Raw genomic sequence first — 19768 nt, forward strand, 5'->3', positions numbered from 1 at the left:
CAGTCTACCGGGTCGAGGGCTGGGAGTCCGCATCGCTGTCGTGGGAGTTGCCGCGGTGGATCAGAAGCCGCCGCCGTCGAAGCCGCCGCTATCGAAACCACCGCCGTCGGTGCCGCCGGAGTAGTCGCCACCTTGGTCGTATCCGCCGTGGTCAGCGGTCAGGCCGTCCTGATATCCCTCGCCGTATCCGCTCTCGAACCCGTGGGCGTCGTACCCGACGCCGGACATTCCGGAGAACAGGGACGTGAACAGCAGCGCTGAGCCGAGGCCCCAGGCGCCGCCGATCAGCGCGGGCTTCCACCAGGGTTCGGAGTACCAACCCGCGGGAATCGGTCGTCCGGCGACGCGGCCGCCAGGGTAGTAGTTCGGCGTCGCCGGCGAGGGCTCGGGTGAGGCCGCGATCTGTCTGCCCTCGTACCGGACTACGCGTTTCTCGCTGACCTGCCCGGCGATGTCCTGGCCGTCGAGTGCGGCGATCGCGGGACCGGGGTCCATGCTCATCGCGGTGCGCGCGGCTTTGATGTAGTAGAGCCCTTCCAGTGCGGTCTGCTTCGCCAGCCGTGCCTGTGCGGGGGTGGCGGCCTGATCGAGTTGAGCGCCTGCGGCGAGATGTCGCTCGGAGGCGTCGGCCAGTGCCTGGGTCGCCGCCTCGTTGCCGCCGGTAAGGCTGTAGACCTGGCCGCCGAGCCGCTCGTTCACCTGCCTGGCATCGGCGAGCGCGTCGGCCAGTTCGATAGCTGAGCGCTGTTTGCTCCGTTGCGCCAGCCATACCACCAAGGCAACCAGCACGACGATTACCACGACGATCAGCAGCCACCGCACGGCACACCTCCGCTCCACCCCGGATAAGGCCAGTTTACTGATGGATTGCCAAGTTATGCCGAGTGCGCAGGTGCCTGCGTCTCGTCGTAGTCGGACGCGTCGAACGTCCTTGTTTTCCAGCGGTAGAGCACGGTGGCGCCGGGCCAGTTGTTGGTGATCCGTCCGGCGGCGTTGCGGTACCAGCTGGTGCAGAAATTCCACGGGGTGTCTTCGAGGCGGCGCTGGAGCCAGTCGTCCCAGCGCTGCTCGGTGGCGGGGCGGGCGGCGAGGTGGCGGCCGGGGCGGTCGGTGAGATACTGCACGACCCGGCGGATGTAGCGGGCCTGGGATTCGAGCATGTAGATGATCGAGCCGGAGCCGACGTTGGTGTTCGGGCCGTACATCATGAACAGGTTCGGGAACCGCGGCACGGAGATGCCGAGGTAGGCGCGGGCCCCGGCGTCGCCCCACACGTCGGCCAGCTTGCGCCCGTCGAGGCCGTAGATGTTCATCGGTGCGAGGAACTCGGTGCCCTTGAATCCGGTGCCGTAGATGATGACGTCCACCTCGTGCTCGACGCCGTCGGCGGTGCGGATACCGGTCGGGGTGATCGCCTCGATGGCCGTGGTCTCCACGGTGACGTTGGGCTGCGCCAGCGCGGGAAAGTAGTCGTTGGAGAACAGGCCGCGTTTGCAGCCCGCGGCGTAGTCGGGCGTCAGTTTCGCGCGCAGCTCCGGGTCGGGGACCTGCTCGGCCCGGTGCCGGTCGGCCAACGTGATCACCGGTGTCTTGATCGCCGGGATGTCGGTGAGCGCCAAGGCGAGCACTTCGAAGAACGACCAGATGGCGAAGCGCTCCGCGATACGGCTGGGTGGGAAGTACTTGAACAGCGCATGGTGCAGGGAGCTGTAGGCGACGTCGGCCTTCGGCAGCACCCAGGCCGCCGAACGTTGGAACAGCGTGAGGTGGGCGGCCCGCGGCTGGATACGCGGGATGAACTGGATGGCGCTTGCTCCGGTGCCGATGCAGGCGATGCGTTTGCCGGTGAGGTCGACCTCGTGGTTCCACTCGGCGGAGTGGAACGCGGGGCCGGCGAAGGTGTCGATGCCAGGGATGTTCGGCATGGCCGGACGCGACAGCTGGCCGACCGCCGGGATGAGGATGTCGGCAGACAGCTGCGCACCGTCGGCTGTGCGCACGGTCCACTGGCCGCTGTGCTCGTCGAACTCCGCGTCGGTCACCTCGGTGCCGAAGCGGATGAAGCGCCGCAGGCCGTACTTGCCGGCGATACCGCGCATGTACTCGTGGATGTCGCGCTGTTCGGAAAAGCGCCGTGGCCAGTCGGATTTCGGTTCGTAGGACCAGGAGTACAGCGGCGAGGGCACGTCACAGGCCGCGCCGGGGTAGGTGTTCTCGCGCCATACGCCGCCGAGGTCGTCGGCGCGTTCGAGGATGGTGAACGTGTCCAGCCCGGCCCTGCGCAGCTCCAGTGCCATGCCGAGCCCGCCGAATCCGGCTCCGATGATGATGATCGACGGCGAGGTCATGCATCGAGAGTACGGTGGAGTACTCGCAGGCCGAAGACATCCGCGGTCACCCGATTGGCATTTTCGGCCACATCGGGCGTAGTCGTAGCCGTCGTTCGGTGCACAATGGCTGGATCGTCTCTGTGCAGCGCTCGCGAAAGGCGTGCGGCCGAGATATCGGGGCACTCGAACGTTCCCCCTGCACGTGCAGCTGTGTGTACAGCAGGCGCATGACCTTCGGTCTGGCACCGCGCTATTCATGCTGGTCAACGGGTATGTGTGGGGTGGGCACCGAAAGTGCCCGTGCACCGGGGAGATTGGTTTGTCTCGTTCAGGTGATATCCGCTCACTCGGCTGGCGCACTAGCGCCACACTCGACTAAGACAGAAGCTGTTCGGATCTGGGGTCGACCGATGTGTCGGCGGCGACGCAGGGGGTGCCGCCGGCACACCGGCCCGGAGCGGTGCCTGTACCCAGCCCTCCGCCTGCTCTAATATCTGCGTATGAATGCAGATAGCCAGGAAATGCGGCCCCCACTTGCGGAGGACCAGGTCGGGCTGGTTGTCGAGGTGTTCCGGATGCTGGCCGACCCGACGCGCGTGCAGGTGCTGTGGGCGCTGGTCGACCGGGAACTGTCGGTGACCGATCTGGCCGGACATGTCCGCAAGCCCGCGTCCTCGGTGTCGCAGCATTTGGCGAAACTGCGGATGGCGCGTCTGGTGAACACCCGAAGGTCGGGCACGACGATCTACTACCGCTTGGAGAACGAGCACGTCCGGCAATTGGTGGTGGACGCGGTGTACAACGCCGAGCATGCGGGACCTGGCGTTCCGGCGCACCATCGCGGGGTGGGCGCGGTGCGCGAACTGCCCCGCCCCAACGAGGCGGGTGCGTCATGAACTGGTCGAAACATGCTGCCGGGGCCCGGATTACGGCGAACGGCCGCAACAATGGCCACCGCGCACCGGATGCGCACGAACACCGGCACCAGCACGGTAGCCATCGGCATCACCACCGCCACGCCGGACACCATCATGAGCACCGGACGGGCCTGCTCCGCGCACTGCGCGAAATCTTCACCCCGCACAGCCACGACGCCGCCGACAGCATGGACGACGCGCTCGAGGCCAGTGCCATCGGCATCCGCGCGGTCAAACTCAGTCTGGTCGTGCTGGGGTGTACGGCGGCGCTGCAGCTACTGATCGTCGCCGTGTCCGGTTCGGTGGCGCTGGCTGCCGACACCGTGCACAACTTCTCCGACGCGCTGACCGCCGTGCCGCTGTGGATCGCGTTCGTGCTCGGACGCAAGTCGGCGACCCGGCGCTACACCTACGGGTTCGGCAGGGCGGAGGACTTGGCCGGGCTCTTCGTCGTCGCGATGATCGCCCTGTCCGCGCTGATCGCGGGCTACGAGGCGGTGCGCAGGATGCTCGATCCGGTGCCGATCGACCATCTCGGCTGGGTCGCCGCGGCAGGCCTGATCGGGTTCTTCGGCAATGAGACGGTCGCGCTGTACCGGATTCGGGTGGGGCGGCGGATCGGCTCGGCGGCGCTGGTCGCCGATGGTCTGCACGCCCGCACCGACGGGTTCACCTCGCTGGCCGTGCTACTCGGCGCCGGGGGAGTGGCCTTGGGATTCCCGCTGGCGGACCCGATCGTCGGTCTGCTGATCACCGTCGCGATCCTCGCGGTCTTGCGCACCGCGGCGCGGGACGTGCTGCGCCGGTTGATGGACGCGGTCGAGCCGGGGCTGGTCCTCGCGGCCGAGCGGGCGCTGGCCGCCGAGCCCGGCGTGCAAGGCGTGCGCAGCCTGCGGATGCGCTGGATCGGGCATCGCCTGCACGCCGACGTGGAACTGGACGTGGCGCCGACCATCACGCTCGCGGACGCCCACCGGGTCGCGCACGACGCCGAGCACACGCTCACCCACGTGGTGCCCAAGCTGAATACCGCTGTGGTCCATGCGTATCCGGCGCATACCGAGGTGGCGGTGCCGATTTCGTAGCTGGAGCCGAGATATCCGCTACCGAGGTCGCGATGCCGCCCTGAAAGCTGGGCTCGAGGCGCACCCGCTATGGATATCGCGGCAGCCGAGCTGACCAGCGGGAACTGAGGGCATCCACTGTCGGGCGGGTGGGTTCGGGAATCCCCTGGGCCCTGCCCGGTGCGGCCTACTGTTGGGTAGCATCCCCGATGTGATGTGGCTCATGGTCGGTGTGTGCTGAACATGCTCGCGCGCGTACCGACCCTTCCGAAGCTGCCCGACCTGGTGCGACGCAGTGACATCCCGGAAGACTTCGACTCCGTCGCGTCGATCGGCGCAGAGGTGGCGCCGACTGATGTCGGCTTGGCGCCCGACTACGCCGAGCGCATCTGGCGGCGTATGCGGCTGGTGTATCGCAGTGGCGTCCATCCCGCCATCCAGGTGTGCGTGCGCAGGCACGGGCAAGTCGTCTTCGATCGAGCACTCGGTCACGCGCACGGCAACGGTCCCGGCGACGGGCCCGATACGCCGAAGGTTCTCGTAAACACGCGCACCCCGTTCGTCACCTACTCCGCGTCCAAAGGCGTCACGGCGTTCGTCGTGCACCTGCTCATCGAGCGTGGACTGCTCGAGCTGCACGCGCCGGTCAGCCGCTACATTCCCGAATACGGCTGTCATGGAAAGGAATCCATCACGATCGGGCAGGTGCTCGCGCACCGGTCCGGCGTGGCGAGCCTGCCCAGGGAGGCGCTCACCGCCGAAGCGGTCGCGGATCGGGAACGGCTGGTGTGGAATCTGTGCGCGGCACGCCCGTCCGTGCCGCCCGGCCGCTTCCAGTCGTATCACGCGCTGTCGGGCGGTTTCATTCTGGGCGAGGTGGTGCACCGCGCGACCGGGAAGGACATCCGCACCGTTCTGGCCGAGGAGATCCTGCGTCCACTGGGCTTCCGGTGGACCAATTACGGGGTGTCGCCGGAGGATTTCCCCAAGCTGGCGCACAACTACCTGACCGGGATGCCGCCGCTGTCCAATGCCATGGACCGGCTGCTGGGGGTCAGCTTCGCCGAGGCCGTCGAGACCGGCAACGATCCGGCCTATCTGAGCGTCATCGCGCCCGCCGCCAACCTGGTCAGTACCGCGGTGGAGTTCACCCGCTTCTACGAGATCTTCCGCCGTGGTGGCGAACTCGACGGCGTACGGGTGATGCGGCCGGACACCATCGCCGCGGCGCTCGTTCCACAGTCCCGTATCGAGCCCGATCTCACGCTGGGCATGAATTTCGGCTTCGGATACGGGCCCATGCTGGGCGGGCGGTTGTTCAGTCTGTTCGGCCCCGATACCACGCGTGCCTTCGGCCATCTCGGCTTCACCAACAACGTCTCATGGGCCGATCCCGAGCGCGCGCTGACGTGTGCCGTGCTCACCAGCGGCAAACCGATTCTGTATCCCGAAGTGATCCGCTGGATCGGGTTGCTCTATGGGATCACGTCGGAGACCCCGAAGGTGGCCGAAACGGACTTGGCTTTCTGAGCGGAAGTCATTGGAGAAAAGAGGAGTTCCGATGTTCAGCACTATGCAGGACGAGCCGTTGTCGTTGGCGACGTTGCTGCGCTACGCATCGACGTTCGCCGGGGATTCGACCGTGTCCACGTGGACCGGTACTGGCGTGCGCACCATGACCTACCGCGAGGTCGGTGCGGAGTCGGCGCGGTTGGCGAACGCGCTGCGCGGGTTGGGGATCGGGGTGGGCGATCGGGTCGGCACGTTCATGTGGAACAACAACGAGCATCTGGTGGCCTATATCGCGGTGCCGGCGATGGGTGCGGTGCTGCATGCGCTGAACATCCGGTTGTTCCCCGAGCAGGTCGTCTACGTGGCCAACCACGCCGAAGACCGGGTGGTGCTGGTGGACGGCACGCTGGTGCCGCTGTTCGGGCAGATCCTGCCGCACCTGACCACGGTGCGCCACGTCATCGTGGTCAACGGTGACGCCGCGACGCTGAACGCGCCTGAGGGCGTGGCGGTGCACTCCTACTCCGAGCTGCTGGCCGCGCAGCCCGAGGGCTACGACTTCCCGGTGATCGACGAACGCGCCGCCGCGGCGATGTGCTACACCTCCGGCACCACCGGCGACCCGAAGGGCGTGGTGTACTCGCACCGCTCCAACTGGCTGCACGCCATGCAGGTGGCCGCGAACAACGGGATGGGCCTGTTCGAAACCGACACCATTCTGGCCATCGTGCCGCTGTTCCACGCGAATGCCTGGGGCCTGCCGTACGCGGCGCTGATGTCGGGGGCGAATCTGCTCATGCCCGACCGGTTCCTGCAGCCGGTCCCGTTGCTGGAGATGATGGCCGCGTGCAAGCCGTCCTTCGCCGCCGCGGTGCCGACCATCTGGGGCGGGGTGCTGGCGGCGCTGGCGGCAAATCCGCAGGACATCACCCATTTGCGCTCGGTCGTGGTGGGCGGCTCGGCGGTGCCGCCGTCGATGATGCACACCTTCGAGGACAAACACGGCGTGCGGGTGCTGCACGCGTGGGGCATGACCGAGACCTCCCCGCTGGGCAGCGTCGCCCATCCACCCGCCGCCGCGGTCACCGACGAGGCGAAGTGGGCCTACCGGGTGACCCAGGGCCGGTTCCCGGCCGGTGTGCAGGCCCGCCTGGTTGGCGACGACGGCGTGGTCGCCAACGACGGGGAATCCCTCGGGGAACTGGAAGTACGCGGCCCGTGGATCACCGGCTCCTACTATTCGCCCGACGGCACACCGGTGGATCCGGAGAAGTTCGACGAGGGCTGGCTGCGGACCGGCGACGTCGGCAAGATCAGCCCGGACGGCTACCTCACCCTGGTCGACCGCTCCAAGGACGTGATCAAGTCCGGCGGTGAATGGATTTCATCGGTCGATCTGGAGAACGCCGTGATCGGCCACCCCGCCGTCGCCGAGGCCGCGGTGATCGGCGTGCCGGACGAGAAGTGGGACGAGCGGCCGCTGGTGGCGATCGTGCTCGCCGAAGGCGCCGAAGCCAAACCCGAAGAGCTGCGCGAGTTCCTGGCCGGCAAATTCGCCAAATGGCAGCTGCCCGAACGCTGGACATTCATCGCCGAAGTCCCCAAGACCAGCGTGGGCAAGTTCGACAAGAAGCGGCTACGCAGCCAGTACGCCGACGGCGACCTGGACGTCACCACCCTCGACTGAACCCGACTTCCCGCCGACCACCCCGCGTTACCACCGCACCATCGGCAGCGGTGACGTGGGGTTGGTCCGCAGCCGCCGCACGGTCAGACGGACCAAGGCGCGGTGAAAGCCGTGGTTCGGATAGCGTTTTGCCAGGTCACGGTAGGTGCCGCTGGAGACGCCGAACCGGCCGAACAGACCGCGGCCGACATCGATGGCATCGGCGCGGCGGAAGATCTCGACCGGGTCGTGTGGCGGACCGGCGGGACGAATCCTATGGTGCTCGTTGATCATCGACACCACCAGGCCGGTCAGGTCGTCGCGGTCGATGCTCGACAGCCAGGCTCGGGCCAAGTCGCAGGAGGGGGCCAGGTAGTCGAAGGTGCCCGCGGCCCAGATGCCGATATCGTGCAGGGTGGCCGCGGTCAGGTACTCCTCGCGAGCGCTCGGTAGGGGTTGCTGGTCGGCGGCCAGCTGATCGCACAGCGTCAGGACGCGCAGTACGTGATTGGTGTAGGCGGCGCGGTCCGCCCCGAGCTGTTGTTGCCACGGCGCCAGCCTGGCTTCGACCTCATCCCGAAGATCGTTGCTGCTCATGGCGGTTCACCCTACGCGCGCGGCGCGGCCACGAACGGTGGCGACGCGCGGGTGTGCCCGGCCTCTTCGCGCGAACACCCGGCGCGGACCGAAACGGTTGCCGCGCCGGGTGTTCAGTTCGCGCTGATCAGCAGTTGCGCAGTTCGGGGCTCTGGTTGAGCAGTTGCGCCCTGGTGCCGATGAACGTGGTGTACGTTTCGCCGCCGACCGCGGACAGCGGGAACGCGGCGACCCGGTGGCAGTTCTGGAAGGCGAGCTTCACCCCGAAGTGCCGCTCGAGTCCGCCGCGAATGGCGTCGGAAGCCATGGCGCGCAGTAGTTGCCCGCGGGCCACCTCGTCCGGCGGCGCGATCGTGTTGTCGGCGAATTCCGCCGTGCCGGAGCTCAGGTCACCGGCCACCCGGCTGACGACCTCCCAGGCGTAGGGCAGCGAATTGCGGACGACCTCGACGAAGTCGGCGTCGTCGACCTCGCCGCGCTCGGCGCGTTCGAGTAGGGCGGTGGGGACATCGAGGGACATAACGCTCTCCTCCAGTGCTGGACGTGATGCGATGCGCCACGAGTCTAATCGAAAGTCGTTGTCAACTAGACTGGATTCGGCGCGAAAGTGCTTTTTCCAGTGCGGTTTTCGTGTCCGCGGCCAGTGCGCGGACCAGGTCGCTCGCAGGTGTTTCCGGTGCAAGCGCATGGGTTTGACCCGCCCAGAGGTTGACCTCGTCGGCATTCCCCGCTGCCCGTGCCGCGGCCCGCAGTGGGGCGGTGGCGTAGTGGATTTCGGGGTATCCGGCCGGTGCGGTGGCGGTGTGCGCGAGCAGGAATCGGTTGCGCAGCCCGCGCGCCCTGCGTCCGGTGAAAGCGCGGGTGAGCATTGTCGGAGTCTCCGCGGTCAGAGCGGTGCGATGCACGTGATTGGTGCCCGCCTCGGGGCAGCGTAGGAACACGGTGCCCAGCTGGGCGGCCGCGGCGCCTGCCGCGAGCGCCGCGGCGATGCCCGCGCCCGTGGCGATGCCGCCCGTGGCCACCAGCGGCCGATCCGTGGCGGTGGCCAGAAGTTGCAGCAGCGCCAGCAGGCCGAGCGGATCGGTTTCGTCGGCGGCCGGTCGATCCACGAAACTCGCGCGGTGCCCGCCCGCCTCCACGCCTTGGGCGATGAGCACGTCGGCGCCCGCGTCCACCGCGACGCGCGCCTCGCCGGGCGAGGTGACCGTCACCCAGACCTCGGAGCCGACGGCGTGCAGCCGGGCGATCTCCGCGGCGCTCGGGCAGCCGAAGGTGAACGACACGGCCGCGACCGGGTCGGCGACCAGCAGGTCGAGTTTGGCGTCCCAGTCGTCGGTGTCGAACTTCGCGTCTCCGAGTTCATGGTCGGCGCCGAGTTCGGCGAGATAGTCCGCCAGGTCGGCGGCCGGGGTCGCGGGGCCGGGCACGAAGAGGTTGACGCCGAACGGCTTGTCGGTCGCGACGCGGGTCGCCGTGATCCGCGCGGCGGTGTCGGTGGCGCTCAGATAACCGGCGGCCAGCTGTCCGAAGCCGCCCGCTTCGGCGACGGCGGCGGTCAGCTCGGGAGTGGACGGGCCGCCCGCCATCGGGGCGAGCGCGATCGGGACGTCCAAATGGTCGAGGATCACGGTCCAAGTCTCGCCCATCTGGACATGTGACCCGTGCCTCACCTGCGAATTTTCCGCAGAAGGTTGCGGAATGGTCACGACGAGGTAGAGTTCCCATCACAACGGATGCCAAACCGTTATCCGCCCGGCGTCATCGAATCGTTATTAAACCGCTTCGATCCCGGGCAACGGCATCCGGACCCTGTACGTCGACCGAGGACCAGCTTTGTCGCAGCACCGTGTAGGCCCCGATTCCATTACCGTCCACAGCCTCCTCGGCGAGGGCGGCTCCAAGGACCGGCCGACGCGGCACCGCGCCGAGCCGTCCGCAGCCGAGCGGGTCAAGGCCGCCGCGAGCGCCGCGGTCGCCGCCGGCGCTCTGATCGGCGCCGCCAGCCAGGTCGCCCCGGCCCTCGCCTACGCGGCCCCGCTGCTTCCCGGTGCGCACGATGCCGACGAGGAGTCGGCCGCCGCGCCCGCCACGGTCAAGGGCACCGGCATTCTTCCGGTCGCCGAGGCGAAGGCGGCCGCCGAGCCGGTCGCCGAAGCCGCGCCGGAGCCCGCTCCCGCTCCGGTCGCCGCCACCGCGATCGCGGCGCCGGTCGCCGCCCCGTTCGGCATCCCCAATCTCCCGCCCGAGATCTCCGCGCCGCTGGCCCAGGCCGAGGAGGCTCTCCGGGGTGTGCAGCAGCAGGTCGCGCCGCCGTCGGCGGTGCGCCCGGTGGGCGGCGCGATCAGCTCTGGCTTCGGCAGTCGCTGGGGCGCCATGCACTACGGCGTCGACTTCGCCGACGCGCTCGGCGCTCCGATCCATTCGGTGAGCAATGGCACCGTGATCGAAGCGGGCCCTGCCTCCGGTTTCGGCCTGTGGGTGCGCGTGCTGCAGGACGACGGCACCACCGCGGTGTACGGCCACGTGAACGAGATGTTCGTGCACGAGGGCCAGCGGGTGAACGCGGGCGACGTGATCGCCACCGTCGGAAACCGGGGCCAGTCCACCGGTCCGCATCTGCACCTGGAGATCTGGGATCAGGCCGGTACCAAGATCGACCCGCTGCCGTATCTGGCCGCCAAGGGCGCGCCGATGCAGTGGGGTCCGACGGCCCACTGATTTCCCCTGTCCGGCTTGATATTCCGACGATCGCACGGTTGCGCCCCGCGGTGCCTCCCGTGCCCGGGCGAGGCGCGCGCGGCTCTGCGCACGGGTCTCGTGGACCCGCCCCATGGCCACCGGTCGGTCGCTAGGCTCGGGCCGTGATCGAGCTGGGCGACATCTTCGAGCCTGGGTCACCGCACGGCCGCACCTACGCCGTGCTGGTGCACCATCCGCGATCGAGTCTCGCCGATATCGCGCAGTACCTGGGCGTTTCGGAACACCTCGCGGCCGACTCGTTGGATGTGTTGTGTGAGTTACGCGCCGCGGTCCGCGTCGAGTCGCCCGACGGCGGCACGGTCTGGGACGCGCACGCACCGGAATCGTTGTCGGAGGCCGAGGCGCGGCGTAGGCAACAGGAGATCAACCACATGCATGCCGCCGCGGCGCGGCTGAGCGAGACGTTCCGTTCGGTGCGCCGCTCGCCGCGCGGTAACGGCGCCGTGGTGCCGGTGTACGAGCGGCTGGAAATGCTGGCGGATTTCGAGGAGATGCAGACCGGCGCGCGTACCTGCGTCAAGCTGGTCGAACGCGGACCCTACCTGAGCGATCCGGAGCGCGAGCGACAGCTGTTCCAGCTCAAACGGGCCCGGCTCGGCGAAGGCATTCGTTACCAGACGCTGTATCAGGACACCGTCTACCAGGACCCCGAACGCCTGCGGCACGCGCTGTCCACCAATGCCAGTGGAGCACAGGCCAGAACGCTGCCCGAGCCGCCGTTCAAGCTGATCATCTGCGACGACGAGCGGGCCAGCCTGGTGCTGCACGCCGACGAACGCAGGCCCGATCCGATGGGGCTGCGCTTGACCGGATCCCCCGCGCTCGAATTGCTGATCAAGACCTTCGACGTGCTGTGGGCGATGGCCGCGCCGATCTCGGTGAACCCGGCCGCGGAGGCGCTGGACGAGCGCGACCGGGCGATCCTGACCCTGATGGGACTGGGCGCCACCGACGACACCATCGCACGCCGGCTCGGGATGTCGCGGCGCACGGTGGTCCGCCGCACCGCCCGGCTGCTGGAGCGTCTCGGCGCGAGCACCAGATTCCAGGCGGGGGTGCAGGCCACCCGGCGGGGATGGTTGTGAACAAGTTCACCGATGTGGGTATGCCTGCAACATGACCGGCCCGGCGCCGATATAACGACAGGCATCAGGCACGACACCGCATCCAAGGGGAATCGACGGTGTCCGACGAGAGGACGGCACGGACGAAGAAGGGGCGCGGACCGCACACGCGGCAGCCGCGGCAATCCAATACGGCGCGCGGGCCTACCGATCGATTCCTTATATGATTGCTCGGACCGCGCTGGGCCCGGAAAACAGACCCTCGGCCTGGAAATGTCCAAGTCCTGGCTCGATGCGAGAGGTGAATGCACTCGAATGGAAACCGCCCGTCGCTCCACTCGTGGTAGCCGTCGTCGCAGGTCGGGCAGTCCCCTCTTCGGTCAGCTGCTCACCGCCGCGGTCGAGTCCGCCGCCACCGAGGTCGCGATCCGGTTCAGCCCCACGGGAGATCCGGCCGACGATCAGGAACTCACCTACGCCGAACTGGACGCCGCGTCCTCGCGGCTGGCCAGGGAACTGATCGCGCGCGGTGTCGGGCCGGGCGACGTGGTCGCCATCGGAATCTCGCGCAGCGTGGAGTCGGTGCTCGCGGTCTGGGCCATCGCGAAGACCGGCGCGGCCTACGTGCCGGTGGATCCGACCTACCCGCCCGACCGGATCAACCACATCGTCGCCGATTCCGGCGCGGCCGTTGGACTCACCATCTCGGCGCATCGCCCGGTGCTCGGCACCGCCGCGTACTGGGTCGAGATGGACGACCCGGTGCTGTCCGCGCGGATCGCCGCGCGCCCGGGGCACCCCATCTCCTATACCGACCGCGTGCGCCCGCTGGACGAGCGGCACCCGGCCTACGTCATCTACACCTCCGGATCGACCGGGAAGCCCAAGGGCGTCGTGGTCTCGCACAGCGGCCTGGCGGGGCTGGTGGCGGCGGAACGCGAGCACTACGGGGTGACCGAGGATTCGCGGGTACTCCACGTGTGCTCGCCGAACTTCGACGTCTCGGTACTCGAACTGCTGCTGGCCTTCTCCTCCGGCGCGACGCTGGTGATCGCGCCGCCGACCGTGTTCGGCGGCTTCGAACTGGCGGATCTGCTGCGGCGCGAGCGCGTCACGCACATGCTCATCACCCCGGGCGCCCTGGAATCGGTGGATCCGGCCGGGCTGGACGATCTGCAGGCCGTGGTGGTGGCCGGTGACAAGTTCGGTCCGGAACTCGTCGGCCGCTGGGCTGATGAGCGCGAGTTCTACAACGGTTACGGGCCCACCGAGGCGACCATTCTCGCGACCAGCACGCCGCCGATGGTGCCGGGCGAGCCCATCACGATCGGCACGCCCATCCCGGGAGTCGGTGCGTTCGTGCTCGATTCGCGGTTGCGGCCGGTACCGGCCGGCGTGGTCGGCGAGCTGTACCTGTCGGGTCCCGCGCTGGCGCAGGGCTATCTCGGACGGCCCGGGCTGACCGCGGAGCGGTTCGTCGCCAGCCCGTTCGGCGCCGACACCGGCAACCCGGGGGCACGGCTCTACCGCACCGGAGACCTGGTGCGCCGCAGCGAATCCGCGGGCCAGGACGGCGGCGCCATCGAATACCTGGGGCGTTCGGACTTCCAGGTGAAGATCCGCGGCTTCCGTATCGAGCTCGGCGAGATCGACACCGCGCTCACCAGCCACCCGGACATCGATTTCGCGGCCACCCTCGGCAAGGCGCTGCCCTCGGGCGCGACCGCGCTGGTGTCGTATGTGTTGCCGCGGTCGGGGGCCGACGTGGACACCGGCGCGCTCGCCGAGTTCATCGGCGAGTCGTTGCCCGCGTACATGATTCCCGCGTCCATCCTGGTGCTGGACGAGATCCCGCTGACGCCGGTCGGCAAGCTCGACCGCGCGGCGCTGCCCGAGCCCGTCTTCGCCGTGCGTGCCTTCCGCGCGCCGTCGACGCCGGTCGAGGAGATCGTCGCGGACGTGTTCGCCGCGCTGCTGGTGCCCGAGGAGGACGGCCGCGTCGGTGCGGACGACGACTTCTTCGAGCTGGGGGGCAACTCGCTGCTGGCCGCGCAGGCCGCCGCGCGCATCGGGTCGGCGCTGGATCTGCGGGTGCCGGTGCAGTTGCTGTTCGAGGCGACCACCGTCGCCGCGCTCGCCGCTCGCGTGGAGCGGCACGCGGGTTCGGCCGCGGGACAGGCGCTGCACGCGCGTCCGCGCCCGGAGCGGGTGCCGCTGTCCTACGCCCAGCAGCGCATGTGGTTCCTGAACCGGTTCGATCCGGCCAGCGCGGTCGACAACATCCCGGTCGCGGTGCGACTATCGGGCCGGCTCGATGTCGACGCGCTGCGCGCCGCGGTGCACGATCTCGCCGAGCGGCACGAGGTGCTGCGCACCCTGTACCCGGAGGTCGACGGCGAGGGCTACCAGCTGGTGCTGCCCGCGTCCGATCCGCGTGCCGTGCCGGAACTCACGGTCGAGCAGGCCGCAGAGTCCGAGGTGCCCGCGCTCGTTGCCGCCGCGGTGACCGAGGGTTTCGACGTCACGGTCGCGCCGCCCGTGCGGGTGCGCTTGCTGGCGCTGAGCGAGACCGAGCAGGTACTGATCTGCGTGGTGCACCACATCGCGGGCGACGGTTTCTCCATGGGGCCGCTGACCCGCGACCTGATGAGCGCGTACATGGAACGGATGCGCGGCGGCGCGCCGGAATGGCCCGCACTCGAGGTGCAGTACGCCGACTTCGCCATCTGGCAGCGCGAGATCCTCGGCGACGAGGACGACCCGGATTCGGTTCTGGCGCAGCAGATTGCCTTCTGGCGCACCGAATTGGCCGCGCTGCCCGAGCAATTGGAGCTGCCCGCGGACCGGTCGCGTCCCGCGGTCGCGTCCCATCACGGCGCCACGCTCGGCTTCGAGATCGACGCCGATGCTCATGCCGCGCTGAGCCGCATTGCACAGCAACATAATTCGACCTTGTTCATGGTGGTGCACGCGGCGCTCGCCGTGCTGCTCGCCCGCCTGTCGGGCACCAGGGACATCGCCATCGGCACGCCGGTGGCGGGCCGAGGCGAAGCCGCACTCGATGACGTAATAGGCATGTTCGTCAACACGTTGGTGCTGCGCACCGAGATCGAGCCCGGCGCGCGATTCGACGAGCTGCTGCGCGAAGTGCGCACCATCGATGTCGAGGCGTTCGGCCATGCCGACGTTCCGTTCGAGCGGCTGGTCGAGCTGCTGGACCCGGCGCGGTCGGCCGCGCGGCACCCACTGTTCCAGGTGATGCTGACCTTCCAGAACCTGGCCCGCACCGAGTTGGAGCTGCCCGGTCTTTCGGTGTCCGCGGTGGATCTCGCGGTGCCGCTGGCGAAGTTCGACCTGCAGCTGGCGCTGGTGGAGAACATCGACCGGCACGGCGCCACCCAGGGCATGTCGGCGGCCTTCACCTACGCCACCGACCTGTTCGACGAGGCGACCGTGCAGGACTTCGCCGATCGCTTCGGCCGGATCTTGCGCGCGGTGGCCTTCGACGCCACGGTGACCGTCGGCGATATCGACGTACTGGCGCCCGGCGAGCGCGAACTCGTGCTGCACGAGTGGAACACCCCTGGCGCCGCGGTGCCCGAAGTGACCCTGGTGGACCTGATCGGCGCGCAGGCGCGCAGGCGGCCCAACGCGGGTGCGATCCGTTTCGGCGACACCACACTGACTTTCGGTGAGTTGCAGCGCCGGGCGAATCGGGTGGCCCGCGCGCTGATCGCGCACGGCGCGGGCCCGGAATCGCTGGTAGCCGTCGCTGTCCCGCGTACCGAGGAGCTACCTGTCGCGCTGTTGGCGGTGCTCACGGCCGGTGCGGCGTACCTGCCGATCGACACCACCTATCCGGTGCAGCGGCTGGAATTCATGCTCGCCGATGCCGCCCCCACCTGCATCCTGGCGACCGCCGCCGAGCGGGATGCGCTCCCCGCGGGCTCTATTCCGGTGCTCCTGCTCGAAGACATCCTCGCGGCGACCACCGCGTTCGACGACGCCAGGATCCGCGACGCCGAACGCCTCGCGCCGCTGCGTCCGGACAACCTGGCCTACGTCATCTACACCTCGGGCTCCACCGGCGTGCCCAAGGGTGTCGGCGTCGCGCACCGCAACGTCGTCGAATTGTTCGCCAACACCCAGCTGCTGTTCGAGTTCGACGAGACCGACGTGTGGACGCTGTTCCATTCGTTCGCGTTCGACTTCTCGGTGTGGGAGCTGTGGTGCGCGCTGGCCAACGGTGGCACCGTGGTGGTGGTCGACTACCTGACCTCCCGGTCGCCGGAGCAGTTCCGCGAGCTGTTGATTCGCGAACAGGTCACCGTGCTCAACCAGACCCCGTCGGCGTTCTATCAGCTCGCCGAGGCCGACCGGGCCGCGCATCCGAACGACCAGGGCAAGCTCGCGCTGCGCTATGTGGTGTTCGGCGGCGAAGCGCTGGATCTGCGCCAGTTGCGGCGCTGGTACGAGCATCATCCCGTGGACGCGCCGTGGCTGGTGAACATGTACGGCATCACCGAGACCACGGTGCACGTCTCGTTCCTGTCGCTGGACGAGCAGATGGCGGACAACGCCGCCAGCGTCATCGGCCGCGCGCTGCCCGGCCTGGACGCCTATGTGCTCGACGACCGCCTGAATCCGGCTCCGGTCGGCGTCGCGGGCGAGATCTACGTCGTGGGCGCCCAGTTGTCCCGCGGCTACCTCGGCCGTCCCGGACTAGCCGCCGCGCGCTTCGTCGCGAACCCCTTCGGTACGCCGGGATCTCGGATGTATCGCACGGGCGATATCGGCCGCTGGGTCGGCTTCGGTGGCCAGGCCACCCTGGAGTACGCAGGGCGCGGCGACCAGCAGGTGCAGCTGCGCGGCTTCCGCATCGAACTCGGCGAGATCGAGTCCGCGCTGCTGCGTTGCCCAGGCGTGAGCCAAGCCGTGGTGCTGGTCCGCTCCGACGAGCACGCGGGTGATCGCCTGATCGGTTACGTCGTGCCCGACACCGGGGCCACGCTCGACTCGAGTGTGCTGCGCGCGCAAGTGTCGGAGTTCCTGACCGGCTATATGGTTCCGGACGCCGTCGTGGTGCTCGAGGTTCTGCCGCTCACGCCGAACGGCAAACTGGACCGCAGGGCCCTGCCCGCACCGGAGTTCGTCGGCGCGGCGGCTTTCCGCGCGCCGAGTTCGCCGGTCGAGCAGGCGGTGGCGGAGGTGTTCGCCGGACTGCTCGGCGCCGCCGAGGTCGGCCTCGACGACGACTTCTTCGCCCTCGGCGGCAACTCGCTGCTGGCCACCAGGGTGGTCGCACGGATCAACGAGGCGCTGGACGCGAATCTCGCGGTGCGCGAACTGTTCGAGGCGCCGACGGTCGCCGCGCTGGCCGCCCGTGTAGTGCCCGGCGCCGGTGGCGCGCAGCGACCGCCGATGGTCCGCGCCGAGCGGGTGGAGCATGTGCCGCTGTCGCTGGCGCAGCAGCGGATGTGGGTGCTCAATCAGTTCGATCCCGCTTCGCCCGCCTACAACATTCCGCTGGCGATCCGGTTGACCGGTGTGCTGGACGTGTCCGCGTTGCGCTACGCCCTTGCGGACGTGCTGGAGCGGCACGAATCGCTGCGCACGCGCTACCCGGCGAGTGGGCCGGGCGGGCTGCCGTACCAGGAGATCCTGTCCGTCGCCGAGGCGCTACCCGGTGGGTTGGAGGTGGCTGCCACCGACGACCCGGTCGGCCGGATCACCGAGCTGATGCGCACCGGATTCGATGTGACCGAACAGGTCCCGGTGCGCGCCCTGCTGCTCGAGTCCGGGACGGACGAGCACCTGCTGGCCATGGTCGCGCACCACATCGCCGCCGACGGTGCCTCGATGGCCCCGCTTGCCCGCGACCTGATGACCTCCTACCTGGCCAGGATTCGCGGTAACTCGCCGCGCTGGTCGCCGCTGGAGGTGCAGTACGCGGACTTCGCGATCTGGCAGCGGGCCGCCATCGGCACCGACGACGACGAGAACTCGGTGGCCGCACGGCAGTTGGCGTACTGGCGCGACCAGCTCGCCGGTCTGTCCGGCGAAATGCACCTGCCGCTGGACCGTCCGCGCCCCGCGCTGCCGACGATGCGCGGAGCCAACACCGGATTCGCCATCGCGCCCGAGGTGCACGAGGCGCTGGCCAAGCTGGCGCGCGAGCACAATTCGACGTTGTTCATGGTTGTGCACGCGGCGCTGGCCGTGCTGCTGTCCCGGTTGTCCGGCGACTCCGACGTGGCCATCGGCACACCGATCGCGGGCCGCGGCGAACGCGTGCTCGACGATCTGGTCGGCATGTTCGTCAACACCCTGACGCTGCGCACCGCAGTCGATTCCGGGGCGAGCTTCGCCGAGCTGGTCGATCAGGCCCGCCACATCGATCTGGCGGCCTTCGCGAACGCGGACATCCCGTTCGAGCGCGTGGTGGAGAAGGTCGTCCCGGGACGCACCACCTCGCACAGCCCGCTGTTCCAGGTGATGCTCTCGTTCCAGAACGCCGAGCAGCCGACCCTGGAGCTGCCCGGACTCACGGTGGCGGCATTGGACGTGGGCGCGGGTGCGGCGAAATTCGATCTCCAGGTGACCGTCGAGCCGCGGCATCGCGCGGACGGTGCGTTCGATGATCTGGTCACCGTGATCACCTACGCGACCGACGTTCTCGATGAGTCCACCGCGCAGGCATTCGGACGCAGGCTGGAGCGCATCCTCACTTCGGTGGTCGCCGACCCGGAAGTGTGTGTCGGCGATATCGACATCCTCGATGCCGACGAGCGGAATCGCGTGTTCGCCACACCGCGGACGACGATGAACGCCGCCGAGGCCGAGACCGCGGCACCGACTGCGGGCACCGCGCTGACCCGGCTGTTCGCCGTCGCGGTCGAGGACGATCCGGACGGGCCCGCCGTGGTGTGGGGCGAGGAGGCGTTGTCGTACCAGGACATCCACGCCCGGACGTCGCGGCTGGCGCGGGCGCTGATCGGGCGCGGCTGCGGGCCCGGCACCGGCGTGGCGATCCGCCTGGATCGCGGCATCGATGCGGTGGTGGCCATCTGGGCGGTGCTGGAGACCGGTGCCGCGCTGGTTCCGGTGTCCTCGATCGACGCGGCGCTGCCCGGCGAAATGGAGGTCAAGGTGGGCCTGGTCGCCGCGGCCGATATCGCGCGGCAGGCGAATGTCGCATCGGCCACCGGCAGTGTCGACTGGCTGGCGTTCGACGATCCTGCCGTGATCGCCGAGATCGAGGCCCAATCGCCGAGACCGGTCACGTACGCGAATCGGATACGCACGTTGCGTGGCGACGATCCGGCCGTCGTGCCGACGGGGATGCCGCCCACCGAGGGGTATGGCTTCGCACTGTCCTATGATGCGCTGGCGGCCGCGGCGGCTCGATTGTCCGCTCGAACCGGTCTGACCTTCGAATCTCGGACCTTCCGGTATGGCCGCCCGGAGTCGGTGGCCGCCGTGCTGGAGGTGGTGGCCGCGGGCAGCGCGGGCGCTTCGGTCGTGGTCGCGGACACCGAGCCGGCGGAAGCGGAGCCGCAGACGTTGCTCGCGGAGGAGTGGGTGACGCACTTGTTCACCGATGCCACCGATCTTGCCGCGATCGACCCGGCCGAGTTGGACGACCTGCAGGCCGTGGTGCTGGACGAGGCCTACTCGGTGCCAACACCGATAGCCCGGAGCGCGCTGCATGTGGTCGCGCTCCCGGATCTCCTCGGGAGCCAGGTATCCAGCGATGTCGGGTGAATCGGGCCTTATGCAAGTGCGGTTGACCAACCATCGCGGTGGGTATCGTGTCGAACGGGACCGAACAGCGCCGCGACCGGTGGTGCCGCGATAG

At 68.9% G+C, this 19768-nt stretch carries 12 protein-coding genes; 7 read left to right on the forward strand and 5 right to left on the reverse strand.

Features of this window, described 5'->3' with window-relative positions; translation table 11 throughout:
* Positions 1-60 precede the first annotated feature (60 nt).
* Together AB0M45_RS23980 and AB0M45_RS23985 are read right to left on the reverse strand one after the other, a co-directional pair.
* Positions 61-822: a DUF1542 domain-containing protein gene (locus tag AB0M45_RS23980; protein ID WP_364333216.1), complete on the reverse strand. Its 762-nt coding sequence runs from the start codon at positions 820-822 to the stop codon at positions 61-63.
* A 53-nt stretch (positions 823-875) separates the two neighbouring features.
* Positions 876-2348 (reverse strand): NAD(P)/FAD-dependent oxidoreductase, encoded by a 1473-nt coding sequence (locus tag AB0M45_RS23985; RefSeq protein WP_364333219.1) that lies wholly within the window; start codon positions 2346-2348, stop codon positions 876-878.
* 482 nt (positions 2349-2830) lie between these two features.
* Here AB0M45_RS23985 and AB0M45_RS23990 point away from each other — a divergent pair, with 482 nt between their 5' ends.
* From AB0M45_RS23990 to AB0M45_RS24005, 4 genes are all read left to right on the forward strand, one after another.
* Entirely contained in the window at positions 2831-3226 is a 396-nt protein-coding gene (locus tag AB0M45_RS23990; RefSeq protein WP_364333222.1) for a metalloregulator ArsR/SmtB family transcription factor, read from the forward strand.
* Positions 3223-4332, forward strand: a complete 1110-nt coding sequence (locus AB0M45_RS23995; RefSeq protein WP_364333225.1) for a cation diffusion facilitator family transporter — start codon at positions 3223-3225, stop codon at positions 4330-4332. The genes AB0M45_RS23990 and AB0M45_RS23995 overlap by 4 nt, the downstream gene beginning before the upstream one ends.
* 222 nt (positions 4333-4554) lie before the next feature.
* Positions 4555-5841 (forward strand): serine hydrolase domain-containing protein, encoded by a 1287-nt coding sequence (locus AB0M45_RS24000; RefSeq protein WP_364333288.1) that lies wholly within the window; start codon positions 4555-4557, stop codon positions 5839-5841.
* A gap of 31 nt (positions 5842-5872) precedes the next feature.
* Positions 5873-7510, forward strand: coding sequence for a long-chain fatty acid--CoA ligase (locus tag AB0M45_RS24005; RefSeq protein ID WP_364333228.1), 1638 nt, complete (start codon positions 5873-5875; stop codon positions 7508-7510).
* Positions 7511-7537: 27 nt separating this feature from the next.
* Here the strand turns inward: AB0M45_RS24005 and AB0M45_RS24010 are convergent, their stop codons facing one another.
* The 3 genes from AB0M45_RS24010 to AB0M45_RS24020 all read right to left on the reverse strand — a co-directional run bounded on the left by AB0M45_RS24010 (position 7538) and on the right by AB0M45_RS24020 (position 9732).
* Entirely contained in the window at positions 7538-8086 is a 549-nt protein-coding gene (locus AB0M45_RS24010) for an HD domain-containing protein (RefSeq protein WP_364333231.1), read from the reverse strand.
* Positions 8087-8213: 127 nt separating this feature from the next.
* Positions 8214-8606 (reverse strand): SCO5389 family protein, encoded by a 393-nt coding sequence (locus AB0M45_RS24015; protein ID WP_364333234.1) that lies wholly within the window; start codon positions 8604-8606, stop codon positions 8214-8216.
* Between the two features lie 61 nt (positions 8607-8667).
* Positions 8668-9732 carry a nitronate monooxygenase gene (locus AB0M45_RS24020; RefSeq protein WP_364333237.1) on the reverse strand — a complete coding sequence of 355 codons (1065 nt, stop codon included), beginning with the start codon at positions 9730-9732 and terminating at the stop codon, positions 8668-8670.
* Between the two features lie 187 nt (positions 9733-9919).
* Between AB0M45_RS24020 and AB0M45_RS24025 the strand changes: the two genes are divergently transcribed.
* The 3 genes from AB0M45_RS24025 (at position 9920) to AB0M45_RS24035 (ending at position 19674) form a co-directional block, all read left to right on the forward strand.
* Positions 9920-10804, forward strand: a complete 885-nt coding sequence (locus AB0M45_RS24025; protein ID WP_364333240.1) for a M23 family metallopeptidase — start codon at positions 9920-9922, stop codon at positions 10802-10804.
* Between the two features lie 143 nt (positions 10805-10947).
* Positions 10948-11931, forward strand: a complete 984-nt coding sequence (locus AB0M45_RS24030; protein WP_364333243.1) for a LuxR C-terminal-related transcriptional regulator — start codon at positions 10948-10950, stop codon at positions 11929-11931.
* Between the two features lie 294 nt (positions 11932-12225).
* Positions 12226-19674 carry an amino acid adenylation domain-containing protein gene (locus AB0M45_RS24035; RefSeq protein WP_364333246.1) on the forward strand — a complete coding sequence of 2483 codons (7449 nt, stop codon included), beginning with the start codon at positions 12226-12228 and terminating at the stop codon, positions 19672-19674.
* Positions 19675-19768: the final 94 nt, after the last annotated feature.

The sequence above is a fragment of the Nocardia sp. NPDC051787 genome, from assembly GCF_040681325.1.
Classification (GTDB): Bacteria; Actinomycetota; Actinomycetes; order Mycobacteriales; family Mycobacteriaceae; genus Nocardia.

Coding starts and splice junctions, on each gene's coding strand:
- AB0M45_RS23985 (WP_364333219.1), bottom strand. CDS start 2,348: ATGACCTCGCCGTCGATCATCATCATCGGAGCCGGATTCGGCGGGCTC.
- AB0M45_RS24035 (WP_364333246.1), top strand. CDS start 12,226: ATGGAAACCGCCCGTCGCTCCACTCGTGGTAGCCGTCGTCGCAGGTCG.
- AB0M45_RS24000 (WP_364333288.1), top strand. CDS start 4,555: ATGCTCGCGCGCGTACCGACCCTTCCGAAGCTGCCCGACCTGGTGCGA.
- AB0M45_RS24005 (WP_364333228.1), top strand. CDS start 5,873: ATGTTCAGCACTATGCAGGACGAGCCGTTGTCGTTGGCGACGTTGCTG.
- AB0M45_RS23990 (WP_364333222.1), top strand. CDS start 2,831: ATGAATGCAGATAGCCAGGAAATGCGGCCCCCACTTGCGGAGGACCAG.
- AB0M45_RS24020 (WP_364333237.1), bottom strand. CDS start 9,732: ATGGGCGAGACTTGGACCGTGATCCTCGACCATTTGGACGTCCCGATC.
- AB0M45_RS24010 (WP_364333231.1), bottom strand. CDS start 8,086: ATGAGCAGCAACGATCTTCGGGATGAGGTCGAAGCCAGGCTGGCGCCG.
- AB0M45_RS23995 (WP_364333225.1), top strand. CDS start 3,223: ATGAACTGGTCGAAACATGCTGCCGGGGCCCGGATTACGGCGAACGGC.
- AB0M45_RS24015 (WP_364333234.1), bottom strand. CDS start 8,606: ATGTCCCTCGATGTCCCCACCGCCCTACTCGAACGCGCCGAGCGCGGC.